Source organism: Lelliottia jeotgali, from assembly GCF_977070485.1.
In genome coordinates this window covers 252,840-269,373 of sequence record NZ_CDRVFO010000003.1, presented here as the reverse complement: position 1 = coordinate 269,373, position 16,534 = coordinate 252,840, and the positions used below count along the sequence as shown (strand labels likewise).

The window sequence follows — 16,534 nt, the reverse complement described above, 5'->3', positions numbered from 1 at the left end:
TTGTGGGGTTCGAAGCGCGGCTCCTAGTATCACCCGGAAAGGGCGTGCCAAGGCAAGCCCGCCCGGCCAGGTCAGCCAACAACAACAAGAGGCCAACCCCATGAAACCTGTCGCCCTGCTGCGAAGCGTTCTGTTCGTCAATGCCAGCCTGCTGGCCCTTCACCTTGGCGCCACGCCACTCACGCCACTGCCCCCGCAGCTGACACCCGTGGGTGCCGAGCGCGCGCCCAGCACTGATGGCCGCATACCGGCCTGGAGCGGGGGGCTGCAACCGGGGCAGGTTTCGCTGGCAGTCAACGGCACGCCGCTGGACCCCTACGCGGATGAGCAGCCGCTGTACACCATCACTGCGCAGAACTACTCGCGCTATCGCGAGCAGCTCACCACAGGCCAAGTGGCGCTGCTCGAGCGTTACCCCGGCTCTTTTCGCCTTCCGGTCTACCCGTCGCACCGCAGTGTCGCGGTGCCCGCTCGGGTGAGCGAGTGGGCCCGGCACAACGCCGCCAGCGCCCATCTGGTCAATGACGGCAACGGCGTGCAGGGTTTTGCCGGGGTACTGGCGTTTCCGCTGCCACGCAATGGCCTGCAGGTACTTTGGAACCACCTGACGCGGCCACGCAACGGCAGTTACAGCTTGGCGTCGGACAGCATCACCCCGCGTCGTGATGGTCGCTTCGTCATGTTCAGCGCGCAGCAAACCTTCGCCCGGCCCGATGTGCTGCCCGGCGGCCAGGCAAGCAACGTACTGTATTACCTGAGCTACCGACTGACCGCCCCATCGCGCCTGGCAGGTGATGCTGTGGTACTGCACGAAACCCTCGACCAGGTCGCCCAGCCGCGCCTGTCGTGGTTGTACAGCAGCAGCCAGCGGCGCGTACGGCGTGCGCCTGCAGTGGCCTATGACAACATCACTCCGGGTACTGCCGGGCTGCGCACCGCCGACAGCCGCGACATGTTCAACGGTGCCCCCGACCTTTACCACTGGACCCTGGTCGGCAAGAAAACCCTGCACGTACCCTACAACAGTTATCGCCTGGCTTCGCCACAGCTCAGCTACACCGCGCTGGTAGGGCAGGGCCACGTCAACCCGCAGCCTACACGCTACGAATTGCACCGGGTATGGGAGCTGGTCGGTACTCTCAAGCCTGGGGCCGAGCATATCTATGCCAGCCGCCGCTATTACCTGGATGAGGACAGCTGGGCCATCGTCGAGGCAGACTTCTTCGACCACCAAGGGCGGCTGTGGCGCACGGCCCAGGCGCACAGTTACTACCACGTCACCGGGCAGGCTCTGGTCAACGCCATGGAGGTGATCTACGACCTGCGCAGTGGGCGCTACCAACTGTCGGGCCTGACCAACGAGCAACCCAAGCCGTTCACCTTTGATGTGCGCACCAGCGCTTCGTACTTCTCGCCTGGAGCACTGCGCAGCCAAGGGCTGCGTTGAGCACCCAGGGTCACACACAGGACAGCCGATGAGTTCCGATCACCATTACAGCGCCTGGGAGCGCTGGTTGCTGGGGCCTGGCAAGCCACCTGACCCGCGCTTCACCCTGGCCAATGAACGCACCTTTCTGGCATGGCTACGTACCGCCCTGGCACTGCTAGGCGGTGCCATTGCCCTCGAAACCTTCGCCGCGCATGCCTGGCCCCAATCCGGGCGCCTGGCCATGGAATTCGCGTTGCTGCTGGCGAGCCTGCTGGTAAGCCTTGGTGCTGGGTGGCGCTGGCTGGTGGTGGAGCGCGCATTACGTCGCGATGCGCCGTTGCCGCTGCCACGGCTGGTACCGCTGCTGAGCGTGGCCTGCGCGCTGGCCTGCGCGGCACTGGTACCGCTGTTATGGGGGCGCTGGCATGGCTGACGGCACTGCCGACACCGGTTTGCAGGCCGAGCGTACGGTGTTGGCCTGGCGACGAACACAGTTGTCTTTAGTGGTGCTGGCTTGCCTGGCATGGCGCGGCGGCATGGAGGCTGTGGCGGGCGCGGCACTGTGTTTGGCGCTGCTGGGCAGGGTACGCGAACGCGCCATCTACCGCCGCGGCCTGGCCATGTTGCGTAGCGAGCGGGGCTGGGCCGCGGCGCGCACCGTACCGCTGACTGCGTTACTGGTGGCCGGGTTGGTGCTAGGGGTGTGGTTGCGCCGCACTGCTTAGCGCGGCGCTATTGCGTACTCAGGGCGTGACGATATTGAAGCGCCCGTCAGGCTCATCCAGCCCAGCCATGAAACGCATGAACTTCATGCGCTCACCGCTGATGTCGATACCTCCCGCTTTGGCTTCCTTGAGAAAACCGGTCTGCTTCAGTGCGATGCGGTCCAGGGTGGCCTTGCTCATATTGATCTGCACATCCGCTTTGGCGTGTTGCGCGTGATCGCGGTGGGTGAGCACGCCGTTGCGCAGGGTAAGGGCGTAGTCTTCGTTGAGGTCGGTGAAGCGCCAGTTGATGGTCAGGTCCTGCTCTGCCGCCTTGGCTGCATCGACGCGTACACCCAGGTAGTCGAAGAACAGCGTCGGGGTCAGTGCGCGTACCAGGTCGTCGGCGCTGCCGCCTTTGCTGGCACCGGTCGCTACGCCGTTACGCAGTTCCTGCGCACCGGTCAGGTAAGCATTGCGCCAGGTGGCGTTCTCGCTCTGGTAGCCCAGTTGCTCCAGGGCATCGGCTTGCAGGCCACGTGCAGCGCTGTTATCGGATTGGGCGAATACCAAGTGTCGGGTGAGCTCCGCCACCCAGCGGTAGTCGCCCTTGCCGTAAGCCTCGCGCGCCAGTGTCAGCACCCGCTCGCTGCCGCCCAGCGCCGCCACATAGCGCTGGCCTGCCTCGCTTGGCGGCAAGGGGTTGAGGGTCGCCGGGTTGCCGTCGTAGAAGCCCATGTAGCGCTGATACACCGCCCGCACGTTGTGGCTGAGCGAGCCGTAATAGTCGCGGCTGTACCATTTGTTGGCCAGCCGGGGTGGCAGCGACGTCAGTTCGGCCGCAATCTCGGTAGGGGTGAGGCCGCGGTTGAGCAGGCGCAGCGTCTGGCTATCGAGGAAGGCGTACATGTCGCGCTGATCGGCCAGGTACTCACGGATCGCCGCGCCGCCCCAGGTCGGCCAATGGTGCTGGGCGAACACCACCTCGGCCTTATCGCCGTAGCGCAGCAGCGACTGGTCCAGGTAGTGCGCCCAGACCTTGGCATCGCGCACCTGGGCGCCACGCAAGGTGAGAATATTGTGCTGCACATGGGAGGCGTTTTCGGCCATGCACAGGGCTTTGAATGCCGGGAACCACAGGTTCATCTCGGCGGGTGCTTCGGTGCCGGGGGTGAGCTGGAACTCGATATCGACGCCGTCGATACGCAGGGTTTCGAACGGTTTTTCGATCAGCCGAGTAGGGGCGATAAGGCTGACTGTGGCATTGGCCGGCACACCCTTGCCCAGCCCTGCGTCAACCTGCCCGCGGGGCCCGCGTGGCAGCGGCGCACCATACATGTACTGCGCCCGCCGCTTCATCGCCGGCCCAGCCAGTACGTTCTCGCTGATGGCATGTTCGAAGAAGCCATCAGGGGCAATGACCTGGACCTTGCCGGCTTTTACGTCGGCCTCATCGACCACCCCGCGCACGCCGCCAAAATGATCGACGTGTGGGTGGGTGTAGATCACCGCCACCACCGGGCGCTGCGGGCGATGCCTGAAGTACATGGCCAGCCCGGCCCGGGCGGTCTCGACCGACAGCAACGGGTCCATCACGATCAGCCCGTGCTCGCCTTCGATCAAGGTCATGTTGGCCAGGTCCAGGCCGCGCACCTGGTAGATGCGGTCGGTGACCTTGAACAGCCCGGCGATGGTATTGAGTTGAGCGATGCGCCACAGGCTCGGGTTGACCGTTGCCGGTGCCTCGCCCTTGAGGAAGGCGTAGCGCTGCAGGTCCCAGACCGTTTTGCCATCGGCATTGAGCACCGCCTGGTCGACGCTTTCCAGCAGCCCGCGGCGGGCGTTGTCGAAGTCTGCCCGGTCGTCGAAGGGCAGGCGCTGCAGCCACTGCTGGTTGCTTTGGCGCGTCAGGTCGGTGGCATCCTTGGCCGGTGCCTGGGCAAGCACCGCAGAGGGCAGGGCGAGGGCCAGCAGGGTGGGCAGGTAGCGTAGGCGCATGGGGTGGTCCTTGTTGTTATGGGGGCAACCACTCTAAGGACAGAGGTTGCCGGCAAACCAATACCACTCTTGCATGGGTGGCCATACCTGAATGCGATGGCTCAGCCGCCGCGTATGTCCATGATGCGCGCTACCAGCCAGGCCAGTGCCGGGTCGTGCTGACGGTGGGCAAGGTACACCAGTTCCAGCTCGAAGGGCTCCAGGGCGAAAGGCAGGTCAAAGACCTGCAAGGGCAGTAGCTGGGCGAAATGGCGGGCCAGGGCGGTGGGCAAGACCACGCACAGGTCGGAGCTGGCGGCCAGGTGCGCGGCCTGCAGGTAATTGGGCGTGGTGTAGGCAATGCGCCGGGCAAGGCCCTGTTCGGCCAGCCACTGGTCGACCATGCCCCGGGTCTGGCCGCCATGCACCCACAAGTGACGCAAGCCCAGGAAGGCTTGCAGATCGAGCGCGCCATCGACCTCTGGGTGCCCCTGGCGCACCGCCACGTGCAGGGTTTCGCTGCGCCAGTGGCGGCGCTCGTAGCGCGCCGGCACATCGTCGAAGCGCCCCAGCACCAGGTCGAGTTCGCCACGGTCGAGGGCGTCGGCCGGCAGGTTGGGCGCCAGATGCAGTACGTCCACACGCAAATGCGGCGCCTGGGTTTGCAAGGTGGCCAGCAGCCTGGGCATGCACAATTGTTCGGCGAAGTCGGTCAGGGCGATGCGCAGTTGCCTGTGGCTGCGGCCCGGGTCGAAGCTGTCGCCGGCACCGAGCGTCTGCTCGATCTGTTGCAGGGCCGCGCGAATCGGCCCTTCCAGGGCCAGGGCGCGTGGGGTAGGGCGCATGCGTCGGCCGACCCGCACCAGCAGCGGGTCACCGAGAACGTCCCGTAGGCGCGCCAAGGCGTTGCTCACTGTAGGCTGGGTCAACGCCAGACGCTCGGCAGCGCGTGACACGTTCTGTTCACGCAGCAGCATGTCCAGCACGCGCAGCAAGTTGAGATCGAAGTTGGATATATTCATGTGAAAAATACATGGGATGGAAAATTAGAATTTCAAAAATAGTAGGCGCCTGACTAGGGTGAGGGCAATGCCTTCACCTTCCGAATCAGGAGTGTCACGCTTGAGTACTTCCTACAACGTTCAGCAGACGGCCGTGATCGGGGCCGGGACCATGGGCCGCGGCATCGTCATCAGCCTGGCCCGTGCCGGGCTGCCTGTACTGTGGCTGGACAACGACCCCAGCGCCACCGAGGCAGGCCTTGCCATGCTCGCGCAGACTTGGGCGCAGCAGGTCGGCAAAGGCCGTATCGACCAGGCCCAGGCCGATGCCTGTCTGGCACGGGTGCGGCAGGTAACGGCCTACACCGAGCTTGCCGAGGCCGACCTGGTGATTGAAGCGGTGTACGAAAACCTGGCGCTCAAGCAAGAGATCTTCCGCGCCCTGGACAGCACGCTCAAGCCTGCAGCGATCCTGGCCAGCAATACCTCGGCGCTGGACATCGATGCCATCGCCGCCGTCACCGGGCGGCCTGAACAGGTGTTGGGGCTGCACTTTTTCAGCCCGGCGCATGTGATGAAGCTGCTGGAGGTGGTGCGCGGGCAGCTTACCGCGCCCGCAGTGCTGGACGCGGCTGTGGCCCTGGGCCAGCGCATGGGCAAGGAGGTGGTCGTGGCAGGCAACTGCCCCGGTTTCATCGGCAACCGCATGCTGCGCACCTATGTCGCCGAGGCCCGGCAGTTGCTGCTCGAGGGCGCCACGCCGCGGCAGGTGGACGGGGCGCTTCAGGGGTTCGGCTTTGCCATGGGCCCGTTTCGCATGTATGACGTGGTCGGCATCGACCTGGAGTGGCGCGCACGTCAACTGGCCGGGCAGGGGATGGATGCCCCGTTGGTCCAGGTCGACAATGCCCTGTGCGCGCTCGGCCGCTTCGGGCAGAAGGTTGGCCAGGGCTATTACCTTTACGCACCCGGCAGCCGCGAAGCCTTGCATGACCCCGAGGTTGATGCCTTGGTGCTCAAGGTTGCTCAGGACCTGGGCGTGCGTCGGCGCGCGATCGACGACGAGGAGATCCGTGAGCGCTGCCTGCTGGCGCTGGTCAATGAAGGGGCGAAAATTCTTGAGCAGGGCATAGCCAGTGGTAGCCAGGACATCGATCGGGTTTACCTGCATGGCTACGGCTTCCCGGCAGAGACGGGCGGGCCGATGTGCTGGGCCGATCAACAAGGGCTGGGGCTGCTGCTGGCAAGGTTGGAGCGGCTGCAAGGCCTGTTTGGCGAACATTGGCGCCCGGCTGGTCTTTTGATGCGGCTGGCGGCGGCTGGCAAACAGCTGGCAGACGTGAGCGAGGGCCGCGTATGAACTACCGAGCCCCCTTGCGTGACATGCAGTTCGTCCTGCATGAAGTCTTCGATGTGACGCAACATTGCGCCCGCCTGGGCAACGGCCTGGACCGTGAAACCATCGATGGCATTCTTGAACAGGGCGCTCGCTTTGCCAGCGAGGTGGTGGCCCCGCTCAATCGCCAGGGCGACGAGCAGGGCTGCCGCCTGGAGCAAGGGCAGGTGCTGACCCCCGAGGGCTTCCACCAGGCCTACCGGCTGTATGTCGAGCAGGGCTGGGGCGGCATGACCGGCCCGGCCGAACACGATGGCCAGGGCCTGCCGCAGATGGTTGCAGCCTGTTTTCACGAAATGCTGATGAGCGCCTCGCTGGCGTTTCGCATCTACTCGGGCCTCACCGAAGGTGCTGTACTTGCCCTGCACCGGCATGGCAGCCCGGAGCTGAAGCGCGACTACCTGGGCAAGCTGGTCAGCGGCGAGTGGGCCGGCACCATGTGCCTGACCGAGCCGCAGGCTGGCACCGACCTGGCGCTGCTGCGTACCCGTGCCGAGCCGCAAGGCGATGGCAGCTATCGCATCAGTGGCAGCAAGATCTTTATCAGTGGCGGCGATCAGGACCTGACCGACAACATCATCCACCTGGTGCTGGCCCGCCTGCCCGATGCGCCGGCCGGAGTGCGCGGCATCAGCCTGTTCCTGGTGCCCAAGTTCGAGTGCGCGGCTGACGGTGGCCCGGGGGTGCCCAACGCCCTGGGCTGCGGTGCCCTCGAACACAAGATGGGCATCAAGGGGGCTGCCACCTGCGTGATGAACTTCGACGGCGCCCGCGGCTGGCTGGTGGGTGAGGCCAACCAGGGCCTGGCCTGCATGTTCACCATGATGAACGATGCGCGCTTTCAGGTGGGGCTGCAGGGGCTGGGCATTGCCGAAGCCGCGTTCCAGGGCGGCCTGACCTATGCCCGTGAGCGCTTGCAGTCGCGCAGCCTGGCCGGCCCGGTGGCGCCCGAGCGCAGCGCCGACCCGATCATCTGCCACCCTGATGTGCGGCGCATGCTGCTCACCCAGAAAACCCTCAGCGAGGGCTGCCGGATGCTGGCGGCCTACGCTGCCCAGGCGCTCGACCTGGAACATGGTGCGGCGCAGCCTGAAGTGCAGGCCGCCGCCGGGCGTCGGGCAGCGCTGCTGATTCCTGTGGTCAAAGCCTTCCTCACCGATGTCGGCCAAGAGGTCGCCAGCCTGGGTGTGCAGCTGTATGGCGGCCATGGCTACATTCGCGAGTGGGGCATGGAGCAGTTGATGCGCGACAGCCGGATCACCCAGCTGTATGAGGGCACCAATGGTATCCAGGCCCTGGACCTTGTTCGCCGCAAGGTACTGGCCGATGGCGGCGAGCAGCTGCGCCTGTTGATTGATGAACTGCTGGAGGCGGCGCACGAGTGCCGCGCAGATGACCTGACAGGGATGGCCGAGGCGGTGACCCTGCGTTTGCAGGAGTGGCGCAACCTGAGCGCCGAGGTGCTCGATGCCTGCCGCTGCGACCCCCAGGAAATTGGAGCGGTGTCGGTCGATTTTCTTGCCTATTCAGGCTATGTGCTGCTGGCTGCGCTTTGGCTGCGGGCGGCCGAGCGGGCCAGTGCGGCACTGGCTGCCGGCAGCGGCGACAGCGCGTTCTACCAGGCCAAGTTGCACGCAGCGGACTTTTACTGGCGGCGCATCCTGCCGCGCGCAAGTGCCCACTGTGAGGCGTTGCGTGGCGGCGCCCAGTGCCTGATGAGCCTGGATGAAGCGCACTTCGCCTTCTGATCGCTGTGCCGTTCACCCACAAGAACAAAAGGAACATGAACATGCAGCCATTCAGTTTTGCCACCACCGCCCAGCTGCTCTGCGAACCGGGCGCCGCTGGCCGCCTGGCCCAGCTGTGCCAGCAGCGCGGCGTGCGCCGCGTGCTGATCGTCACCGACCCCGGTATCGTCAGCCTGGGGATGCTTGACGATGTACTGCCTGGCTTCACCCGGGCGAACCTGAGCGCGGCGATTTTCAGTGATGTCAGCGCCGACCCCAGCCATGCCTGCGTGCTGGCTGCCGTCGGCCGGGCCCGGCATATCGGTGCCGAGCTGATTGTCGGTTTCGGTGGCGGCAGCTCCATGGACGTCGCCAAACTGGTGGCGCTGCTGGCCCACCCAGGGTGCGACCAGACCCTGGAGGCGGTGTATGGCATTGACCAGGCCAGGGGCCAGCGCCTACCCCTGATCCAGGTGCCCACCACCGCCGGCACCGGCTCGGAGGTCACGCCCATTGCCGTGATCACCACCGGCGAGTGCGCCAAGATGGCAGTGATTTCACCGCTACTGCTGCCTGACCTTGCGCTGCTCGATGCCGAGCGCACCCTGGGCCTGCCACCGGCGATCACCGCCGCCACGGGCATCGACGCGATGGTCCATGCCATCGAAGCCAGCACCAGCAAGTTCAAGCGCAACCCAATGTCCAGCTTGCTGGCCCGCGAAGCCTTGACACTGCTGGCAGGCAACCTCGACCAGGCGGTGCACAACGGCGGTAATCTGCAGGCCCGTCAGGCCATGCTGCTGGGGGCCTGCCTGGCCGGCCAGGCATTCGCCAATGCGCCGGTCGCTGCGGTGCATGCCTTGGCCTACCCGCTGGGGGCGCGTTTTCACGTACCGCACGGGCTGGCCAATGCCTTGGTGCTGCCGCATGTTATGCGCTTCAACCGTAGCGAGGCATTCGCCGACTACGCGGCGCTGGCGCCGGCGCTGTTGGGCGAGCGGCTGGTGCCTGGCGGCCCCCATGAGTTGTGCAGCCAGTTCATTGCCGAACTGGAACAATTGGCATCACGCTCCGGCTTGCCGAGCCGGTTGCGTGATGTCGGCGTGCCCCGGCACAGTTTGCAACAGCTTGCCGAAGAGGCCCTGCAGCAGCAGCGCCTGCTGGTGAACAACCCGCGCAAGGTCACCCTCGCCGATGCCGTCGAACTCTACCAGGCGGCGTTCTGATCATGGCCAGGGAACGCCCGCTGCGCGGCGCCTATCGCCACTTCCAGCCGATCACCACGCGCTGGCACGACAACGACCTGTATGGGCATGTGAACAATGTCGTCTACTACGGGTTTTTTGACAGCGCCGTGAACACCTGGCTGATCGAGCATGCCGGTCTGGATATCCACCGCGACCCGGTGGTGGCCTATGTGGCCGGGTCTGCTTGTGACTACTTCGCCGCGGTCGCCTTTCCGCAACGCATCGAAGTGGGTATCGCAGTCACGGGGACAGGGAACAGCTCGGTGCACTACGCGCTGGCTGTTTTCGTCGAGGGGGAGCCTGAAGCGTGCGCAGCCGGCCGCTTTACCCATGTGTTCGTTGATCGTCGTGAGCAGCGCGTGGTTGCCATACCAGGCAAGGTGCGCATGGCCTTGGAACTGTTGGCTGTCTGAGGTCATCTGGGGGGCGCTCGATTGACGCCACCCCACCCCGCCCAGGCCATAACAATACGGCATGGCACTGATCCGAAGACGCTATTTGTGAGCCTGCTTCCACTGCCCCGATAATCCACATTACCGATACCGCCTGCCTGGGCGGCCGGTGCCTCATCTGCGGTCCCCCACCTTTCACTCTCTAATAAAACAACAAGAGGTCAGGAGTGAGCGAATACATCCATATCTGCCGGCGCCAAGCGCCGCTGGCGGCTCTATGCTGCCTGCTCGCCACCCCGGCGGCTGCCTTGCAATTCCAGGCCGGCCCGCTCGAAGGGCGTTTCGACTCGGCGCTTTCGTTCGGCACTGCCGTCAGTACAGCCAACCCCGACAAGCAGCTGCTGCAGGCCGCCAACAGTAATAACGGCCGGCGGAACTACCGCTCGGGTGATGTGTTCTCGGCCATTTTCAAAGCAACCCATGACCTGGAATTGCACCGGGACAACGTTGGAGTGTTTCTGCGCGGCACCTACTGGTATGACACGGTGCAGCGCGACCACAGCCAGCGTGCTGTCGACATCGACGACCACAACCGCCAGGCATCGGCCAAAACCGCCGCAGCGGAACTGCTCGATGCGTTTGCCTATGCCCTCTACGACATCGACGGTGAGCCCGGCTCAGTGCGCCTCGGCAATCAGGTGGTGAACTGGGGCGAAAGCCTCTTCATTCAGGGTGGCCTGAACGTGATCAGCCCGTTCAATCAGGCCGCACTGCGCCGGCCAGGCTCAGAGGTCAAAGACGCTCTGGCGCCGGTCAACCTGTTGTATGTCACGCAAAACCTCAACCAGGCCCTGTCATTCGACGCCTTCTATCAACTGGACTGGGAGCAGACCCGGCTGGACAACTGTGCGACCTTCTTCTCCGGCAACGACTTCATGCCCGAGGGCTGCCAAGGCCTGGATGTCGGTGGGCAGATGGTCACCAACCCGGGGGGTTCCCAAGCGCTGGCGGCCATGGGCGTGACGCTGACAGATGAGGGCGTGCGCGTGCCGCGCGGGGCCGACCAGGATGCGCGCAATGGAGGCCAATGGGGTTTTGCCTTGCACTGGTATGTCCAAGCGCTGGATACCGAGTTTGGCCTGTTCGCGGCCAACTACCACAGCCGCTCTCCCTACTTGGGCACAGTCAGCAGCCGTTACTACGCCAATACCGGTTTTGCCAGGGACTTGTGCGGCAACATTGGCGTGCCACTGTCTGGCTGCGGTGCCTTCCTGGCTTCGAGCGCCGGGCAGACCCTGGCCGGCGCCCTGCGCATGGGAACCTCGCAGTACCTGGCGCAGTACCCCGAGGATATCCGGCTATATGGCATCACCTTCGCCACCACCCTGCACAACGGCACCGCCGTGCAGGGGGAGTTGAGTTACCGCCCCAATCAGCCGGTGCAGCTCAACGGCAACGATGTACTGCAGTCGCTGCTCAACGCCCCGGGCCGCAGCCCGCTCAACGCTGAAGGCCTGCGCCCGTCGACCGACGATACGTTGTTCGACGGTTATCGACGCAAGGAAGTGACCCAGGCCCAAGTGTCGGCAGTGCAGGCGTTCAGCCAGGTCATGGGGGCCAACCAGTTGCTGTTGATGGGGGAGGTGGGCGCAACCTATGTGGGTGGGCTCGAGGGGCGTTTCGGGCCGCGCTATGGCCGCTCCGGGGCCTACGGCAACGGAGAGCTGGCCGACAACAGCCTTTGCCAGGCGATTTCGAAAAGCCCTGGCGACTGCAACGGCGAAGGGTTCGTCACGCCGTTTTCCTGGGGCTACCGCCTGCGGGCAACCTGGAGCTATCAGAACCTTGTCCCGGGCGTGGACATCCGTCCCAACCTGGCCTGGTCACACGATGTGAAAGGCTATTCGCCTGCCGACGGCTCGGGCTTCAATGAAGGCTCGCGCTCGATCAGCCTGGGCGTCGACGTGGCGCTGGCCAGCAAGTACTGGGCAAGCCTTGCCTACACCGATTATCTCGATGGCGATTACGGCACCCGCGGCGACCGCGACTACGTTGCATTCAGCGTGGGCGCCAACTTCTAGACCACCCAGGAGCAAGACAATGTCCAAACGCAGCATGCACGCGTCACCCGCCAACCTGCCGGCCATCGCTTTGATGCTGGCCGGTACACTTGCCCCGGGCATGGCCAGCAGTGCACCGGCAGAGCACGGCGTGATGCAAGGGTTTCCACCCGCACCACAGTTGCGCGTGAACCAGGCCAACGCGTTCCAGCCACCTTACCTGCGCTGGTCCATGCGCCACGCCCGCGAGGTTTCGCCGACCCGGGGCATTGGCCGCGCTTCCACGCCGCTAGCCTTGCCAGCAGGCACCGAACTGCCACTGGATCAGGTGGCGTTCGCTGCCGGCGAGCAGCCCCTGACGTTGGCGAGCTACCTGCAACAGACCAGCACCGACGGGCTTATCGTGCTGCACCGTGGCCAGGTGGTGTACGAGCGTTATCTGGAGGGCTTCCAACCCGGCCAGCCGCATATCTGGGCCTCGATGACCAAGTCGGTGACTGGCCTGATCGCCGCCCAACTGATCGCCGAAGGCACTCTGGACCCGCAACGTACATTGGCCCACTACGTGCCGGAACTCAGCGGCACGCCGTTTGGCGAGGCGACGGTGCAGGCCAACCTCGATATGCAGGTCGCTGTGGAGTACCCGCCGCAAGTGCCGCCGGACCTTGGGCTGTTTGCCGCCACTGGGCTGATACCTCGGGCCGAGGGCATGCCGGAGGATATCTACAGTTTCCTCCAGCACGCACGAAAGGCGTCGGGCTCAGGCGCCAAACCGTTGTTCTTCTACCAGAACGGCTCACCCGAAGCGTTGGCCTGGGCGCTGCGGCGCATCACCGGGCTGAACTGGGCCCAACTGGTTGAACAACGTATCTGGTCACGCTTCGCCCAGGACGATGCCTATGTGCAAGTCGACCCGCTCGGTACCGAGATGGCCAGCGGCGGTATCAGCTGCAACCTGCGCGACAGCGCGCGCTTCGCCGAACGGGTGCGCCGTGAGCTGGCCCGTGACGTCAAGGATGACAGCTTCAACCAAGCGGTGCGCAGCACTTTCCAGCCCGCCGACCCGGCGGTGTTTGCCCAAGGCAACCTTGCCCCCGGCCGCCCGGGCTACGCTTATCGCAACTACTGGTTCCAGAAAAACGATGGCGACGGCTCAGTCGAGGCCAGCGGGCGCTTCGGCCAGAAAATCTATATCAACCCGCGCCGCGAAGTGGTGATCGTCAAGCTCTCGGCCACTGCCGACCAGGCCCGGCGCGCCACCCGTGCCGACGGTGAGGCGAAAGTCACTGCGCGCGTGGTGGACTCGCCGGCGACGTTCAACGGCATGGTCACTGCGGTGTTGGCGGCGCTGCCGGGTTGAGCGGTGTGGGGCGCCTGGCAAATCGTTATCATGCCTGCCATGTTGATGTGCTGTTCAACGCCCTATACCAGCTTCACTGCGCCGGAGATGCAACATGAGCATTGATTGGATCAACTTCACACCCTGGACTGCCTTGGGGGGAGGAGCCTTGATCGGGCTGGCCGCCAGCCTGTTCATTCTGGCCAATGGTCGCATCGCCGGCATCAGCGGCCTGCTTGCAGGCTTGCTGCAATGGGGCAGTGAGGGCTGGGGCGAAAAAGCGCTGTTTCTTCTCGGCCTGCTGGTCGCGCCATTGGTGTGGGGGCTGTTCGCCGTGCTGCCGGAAATCGAGATCGACACCTCGTGGCCGGCGCTGGTGATTGCCGGGCTGCTGGTTGGCCTGGGGACACGGTACGGCTCGGGTTGTACCAGTGGCCACGGCGTGTGTGGAGTCTCGCGCTTGTCATCCCGTTCCCTCGTGGCCACGGTGTGCTTCATGGCCAGCGGTTTTGCGACCGTGTACGTCATCCGCCATGTGCTGGGGGCCTGAGAATGAGCAAGTTGACAGCTTTTTTCGCCGGGTTGATCTTTGGTCTGGGCCTGCTTTTGGCAGGCATGGCGAACCCCGCCAAAGTGTTGGCTTTTCTTGATGTGACCGGGGCTTGGGATCCGTCACTCGCACTGGTGATGGCCGGGGCCATCGCGGTGGCGGCTGCACCGCTGAACTGGGCAGGCAAACACAAGCGGTCGTTGCTTGGCGCCCCCATGCAGTTACCTGTGAAAAGGGAGCTGGATGCCCGCCTGATCGGTGGCAGCCTGGTGTTTGGCATAGGCTGGGGCATTGCCGGCATCTGCCCGGGGCCTGCTGTCGCCATCTCGCTTACCGGGCACTGGCAGGTACTGGTATTCGTATTGGCCATGCTGGCGGGGATGTATGCATTCACTGTGCTGCAGGGGCGACGTACACCCTGATTAGGTGCTCGCCGCCTGTTTGAATCAATCACAGGGTCCTGAAAAGGAAGTCAGGCAAAAGCCATTTTTTGCGTCTGCGGATGATCCGGTTCAGTCAACGGTTGGTACATAAACCACCCGGTCCCGCCCATTCTGCTTGGCGCTGTAGAGCCCGGTGTCGGCGCGTTCCAGCGCCTGGTCGAGGTGTTCGTCATCGTTGAGCAGCGTGCAGCCGATGCTCACGCTGGCCCGTAGCGGGCCGGTGGAAAGTTGTACCGGCTCGCTGCCGATCATCTGCCGAACCCGCTCGGCAATCCCCTTGAGCTCTTCGCTGTCGTTGACCCTGACCAGAGCGACGAATTCCTCACCGCCCTGGCGCACCACGAGATCGTCCGGGCGCAAGGCTGCGCGCAGGCGGCGGGCGCATTCGCAGAGCACCTGATCGCCGCTGGCATGGCCATACCTGTCGTTGATGCTTTTGAAATGGTCAAGGTCCGCATAGATCGCCCCCAGGCGCAGGCTGCTCTGTGCTGCCCGGCGCCGCTCGTGGTCCTGAAACGCTGTCAGACCGTTGCGGTTCCACAACTGCGTCAACGGATCAAGCATGGCCTTGCGCTGCTCTCGGTCCATTTCCAGGCGCAAGTCACGGTTACTCTGGATCAGGCCACGCAGCTGCAGATAACCCTCTGCAAGCGTGGCCAGGTCCTTGAAGTTCGCTTGCTGCGTTTCGTTCAGCGTGCGCGGGCGGGGGTCGAGCATGCACAATGTCCCTATGGCCTTGCCATTCCCCGCGCGCAGGGGGTGCCCGGCGTAAAAGCGGATATAGGGGGCGCTGAGTACCAGCGGGTTGTCGACGAAACGCGGGTCACGCGTGGCATCGGGCACCAACAATGTGTCCTCCCCAAGGATGGCGTAGCCACAGAAAGAAACGTTGCGCGGCGTCTCGCTGGCCGCCAGCCCGATACGTGCCTTGAACCACTGGCGCTCTTGGTCGATCAGGCTGATCAGCACCGTGTCCACTTGTGCCAGTTGCTGGGTAAGCCGTACCAGGGTGTCGAGGTAATGCTCGGCCGGCGTATCGAGCAGGTGCATCTCATCCAGGGTGCGCTGGCGAGCTGCTTCGTCGGTGGGTAGGGGGCAAGCTGGCATGGGACTTCCTTTTTCTGGGGGCGGGCGGCGCCTGTCAAAGGCCGCAGCGCTCTCTGCGAGGTCAGGATCGGCTGGCGATTGTCTACCAAAACCGGCTGTTCTGGTATAGGAGCCAAACCGCTCCATTTCCAGGCCAAGTGCGGAAATCTGGCGGCCACGCCCAAGCCAGCGCTTCGCTCTACCGACAAATCATCATTGCCGCTTGAACCTTACTTGAGACGCCCAGTCTGAGCCGAGCCCCTTCAAGTGGCTTTGCTGCCGTCATCCTTCTTGAGCCGTTCGCCCATGCGCCACGCTGTCCGCTGCTCCGCCATTTTTTCGTTTTGCCTCATGCCTTTGCTCTCCTTGTTCGTCAGCCCCGCCCATGCCAGCGGGGAGCGGCAACTGGTGGGAGCCATCAACGACTACCGTGCCCAGCCACAGCGCTGCGAGAGGCGCCAAGTTCAGGTATCGACGCCGCTGGCGTTAAAGTCGAAGCTGGCGTTGCCGGTCGGTTACGGCGGTGGTTTGCGGGAAGGGTTGAAGGCTGTCGGCTACCAGGCGGTGAAGGTGCGAGCCATCCGTCTGGTCGGTGCCCGAGATGCCGAGGAGGCCTTTGACATGCTACGCAGCGATTACTGTGCTGCCTTGCTCGATAGTCAATTTGCCGATATTGGTATCAGTCGCGACCGGAACGTGTGGCGGGTAGTGTTGGCGCGTCCCTTGCTCGATGCCCAGCTCGGCAATGGGCAATCCGTTAGCAAAGCGTTGCTGGCACAGGCCAACGCAGCACGGGCGAAGCCGCGCTGGTGTGGTCGCCAGCGCTTCGCCGCTGCACGTCCGTTGGCCTGGAATACCGCTCTGGGCGCGGCGGCGCAGAGACACAGTCGTGCGATGGCCAACGCCAATTTCTTCGCGCACCGTGACCCTAACGGCGATCTACCGGCAGATCGAGCGCGCGATGCCGGGTACCGTGGCCGCCAGATCGGCGAGAACATTGCCGCCGGGCAGGGGGCTGCAAGCAAGGCGATGGCAGGCTGGCTCGCCAGCCCCGGGCATTGCGCCAACCTGATGAACCCGATGTTTACCCATGTAGGTGCTGCTTTTGCCGCGAACTCGCGTAGCGATGAGGGTGTGTACTGGACGATGCTGTTCGGCGCGCCTTGAAAGGGGGCGCGCCTTG

General features: G+C 64.5%; 15 protein-coding genes. 12 read left to right on the top strand and 3 right to left on the bottom strand.

Annotation, left to right across the window (positions count from 1 at the left end; all coding sequences use genetic code 11):
- Window positions 1-100: 100 nt before the first annotated feature.
- Genes ACW4TB_RS06105 through ACW4TB_RS06095 form a run of 3 tightly spaced genes read left to right on the top strand, consistent with a single transcriptional unit; the run spans window position 101 to window position 2,154 of the window.
- Entirely contained in the window at window positions 101-1,447 is a 1,347-nt protein-coding gene (locus ACW4TB_RS06105; protein ID WP_279928936.1) for a DUF1329 domain-containing protein, read from the top strand.
- A gap of 28 nt (window positions 1,448-1,475) precedes the next feature.
- Window positions 1,476-1,862, top strand: a complete 387-nt coding sequence (locus tag ACW4TB_RS06100; protein WP_012314999.1) for a YidH family protein — start codon at window positions 1,476-1,478, stop codon at window positions 1,860-1,862.
- The gene (locus ACW4TB_RS06095) at window positions 1,855-2,154 is read left to right on the top strand and encodes a DUF202 domain-containing protein (protein WP_012314998.1); all 300 of its coding nucleotides are present in this window, start codon (window positions 1,855-1,857) and stop codon (window positions 2,152-2,154) included. The genes ACW4TB_RS06100 and ACW4TB_RS06095 overlap by 8 nt, the downstream gene beginning before the upstream one ends.
- Window positions 2,155-2,172: 18 nt before the next feature.
- On the opposite strand, the gene ACW4TB_RS06090 is transcribed toward ACW4TB_RS06095, so the two are convergent.
- Window positions 2,173-4,131 carry an alkyl/aryl-sulfatase gene (locus ACW4TB_RS06090; protein WP_279928937.1) on the bottom strand — a complete coding sequence of 653 codons (1,959 nt, stop codon included), beginning with the start codon at window positions 4,129-4,131 and terminating at the stop codon, window positions 2,173-2,175.
- 101 nt (window positions 4,132-4,232) lie between these two features.
- On the bottom strand, window positions 4,233-5,132 hold the full coding sequence (locus tag ACW4TB_RS06085) for a LysR family transcriptional regulator (protein WP_012314996.1): 900 nt from the start codon (window positions 5,130-5,132) through the stop codon (window positions 4,233-4,235).
- Window positions 5,133-5,232: 100 nt separating this feature from the next.
- Here ACW4TB_RS06085 and ACW4TB_RS06080 point away from each other — a divergent pair, with 100 nt between their 5' ends.
- From ACW4TB_RS06080 to ACW4TB_RS06045, 8 genes are all read left to right on the top strand, one after another.
- Window positions 5,233-6,471: a 3-hydroxyacyl-CoA dehydrogenase gene (locus ACW4TB_RS06080; RefSeq protein WP_279928940.1), complete on the top strand. Its 1,239-nt coding sequence runs from the start codon at window positions 5,233-5,235 to the stop codon at window positions 6,469-6,471.
- Window positions 6,468-8,255, top strand: coding sequence for an acyl-CoA dehydrogenase C-terminal domain-containing protein (locus ACW4TB_RS06075; protein ID WP_279928942.1), 1,788 nt, complete (start codon window positions 6,468-6,470; stop codon window positions 8,253-8,255). The genes ACW4TB_RS06080 and ACW4TB_RS06075 overlap by 4 nt, the downstream gene beginning before the upstream one ends.
- Before the next feature lie 41 nt (window positions 8,256-8,296).
- Complete coding sequence (locus tag ACW4TB_RS06070; RefSeq protein ID WP_279928943.1) at window positions 8,297-9,460, top strand: iron-containing alcohol dehydrogenase; 1,164 nt, start codon at window positions 8,297-8,299, stop codon at window positions 9,458-9,460.
- Window positions 9,461-9,462: 2 nt separating this feature from the next.
- Window positions 9,463-9,894: an acyl-CoA thioesterase gene (locus tag ACW4TB_RS06065; protein ID WP_279928946.1), complete on the top strand. Its 432-nt coding sequence runs from the start codon at window positions 9,463-9,465 to the stop codon at window positions 9,892-9,894.
- A 206-nt stretch (window positions 9,895-10,100) separates the two neighbouring features.
- Window positions 10,101-11,954, top strand: coding sequence for a DUF1302 domain-containing protein (locus ACW4TB_RS06060; RefSeq protein WP_455828287.1), 1,854 nt, complete (start codon window positions 10,101-10,103; stop codon window positions 11,952-11,954).
- 19 nt (window positions 11,955-11,973) lie between these two features.
- A complete protein-coding gene (locus tag ACW4TB_RS06055; protein ID WP_279928948.1) occupies window positions 11,974-13,293 on the top strand; it encodes a serine hydrolase domain-containing protein in 1,320 nt (439 codons plus the stop codon).
- Window positions 13,294-13,387: 94 nt separating this feature from the next.
- On the top strand, window positions 13,388-13,822 hold the full coding sequence (locus ACW4TB_RS06050; RefSeq protein WP_012314989.1) for a YeeE/YedE family protein: 435 nt from the start codon (window positions 13,388-13,390) through the stop codon (window positions 13,820-13,822).
- 2 nt (window positions 13,823-13,824) lie between these two features.
- A complete protein-coding gene (locus ACW4TB_RS06045) occupies window positions 13,825-14,244 on the top strand; it encodes a DUF6691 family protein (protein WP_279928952.1) in 420 nt (139 codons plus the stop codon).
- 90 nt (window positions 14,245-14,334) lie between these two features.
- On the opposite strand, the gene ACW4TB_RS06040 is transcribed toward ACW4TB_RS06045, so the two are convergent.
- Entirely contained in the window at window positions 14,335-15,372 is a 1,038-nt protein-coding gene (locus ACW4TB_RS06040; RefSeq protein ID WP_279928954.1) for a GGDEF domain-containing protein, read from the bottom strand.
- 330 nt (window positions 15,373-15,702) lie between these two features.
- Here ACW4TB_RS06040 and ACW4TB_RS06035 point away from each other — a divergent pair, with 330 nt between their 5' ends.
- Complete coding sequence (locus ACW4TB_RS06035) at window positions 15,703-16,518, top strand: CAP domain-containing protein (RefSeq protein WP_279928957.1); 816 nt, start codon at window positions 15,703-15,705, stop codon at window positions 16,516-16,518.
- Window positions 16,519-16,534: the final 16 nt, after the last annotated feature.

Coding starts and splice junctions, on each gene's coding strand:
- ACW4TB_RS06105 (WP_279928936.1), top strand. CDS start 101: ATGAAACCTGTCGCCCTGCTGCGAAGCGTTCTGTTCGTCAATGCCAGC.
- ACW4TB_RS06100 (WP_012314999.1), top strand. CDS start 1,476: ATGAGTTCCGATCACCATTACAGCGCCTGGGAGCGCTGGTTGCTGGGG.
- ACW4TB_RS06095 (WP_012314998.1), top strand. CDS start 1,855: ATGGCTGACGGCACTGCCGACACCGGTTTGCAGGCCGAGCGTACGGTG.
- ACW4TB_RS06090 (WP_279928937.1), bottom strand. CDS start 4,131: ATGCGCCTACGCTACCTGCCCACCCTGCTGGCCCTCGCCCTGCCCTCT.
- ACW4TB_RS06085 (WP_012314996.1), bottom strand. CDS start 5,132: ATGAATATATCCAACTTCGATCTCAACTTGCTGCGCGTGCTGGACATG.
- ACW4TB_RS06075 (WP_279928942.1), top strand. CDS start 6,468: ATGAACTACCGAGCCCCCTTGCGTGACATGCAGTTCGTCCTGCATGAA.
- ACW4TB_RS06070 (WP_279928943.1), top strand. CDS start 8,297: ATGCAGCCATTCAGTTTTGCCACCACCGCCCAGCTGCTCTGCGAACCG.
- ACW4TB_RS06065 (WP_279928946.1), top strand. CDS start 9,463: ATGGCCAGGGAACGCCCGCTGCGCGGCGCCTATCGCCACTTCCAGCCG.
- ACW4TB_RS06055 (WP_279928948.1), top strand. CDS start 11,974: ATGTCCAAACGCAGCATGCACGCGTCACCCGCCAACCTGCCGGCCATC.
- ACW4TB_RS06050 (WP_012314989.1), top strand. CDS start 13,388: ATGAGCATTGATTGGATCAACTTCACACCCTGGACTGCCTTGGGGGGA.
- ACW4TB_RS06045 (WP_279928952.1), top strand. CDS start 13,825: ATGAGCAAGTTGACAGCTTTTTTCGCCGGGTTGATCTTTGGTCTGGGC.
- ACW4TB_RS06040 (WP_279928954.1), bottom strand. CDS start 15,372: ATGCCAGCTTGCCCCCTACCCACCGACGAAGCAGCTCGCCAGCGCACC.
- ACW4TB_RS06035 (WP_279928957.1), top strand. CDS start 15,703: ATGCCTTTGCTCTCCTTGTTCGTCAGCCCCGCCCATGCCAGCGGGGAG.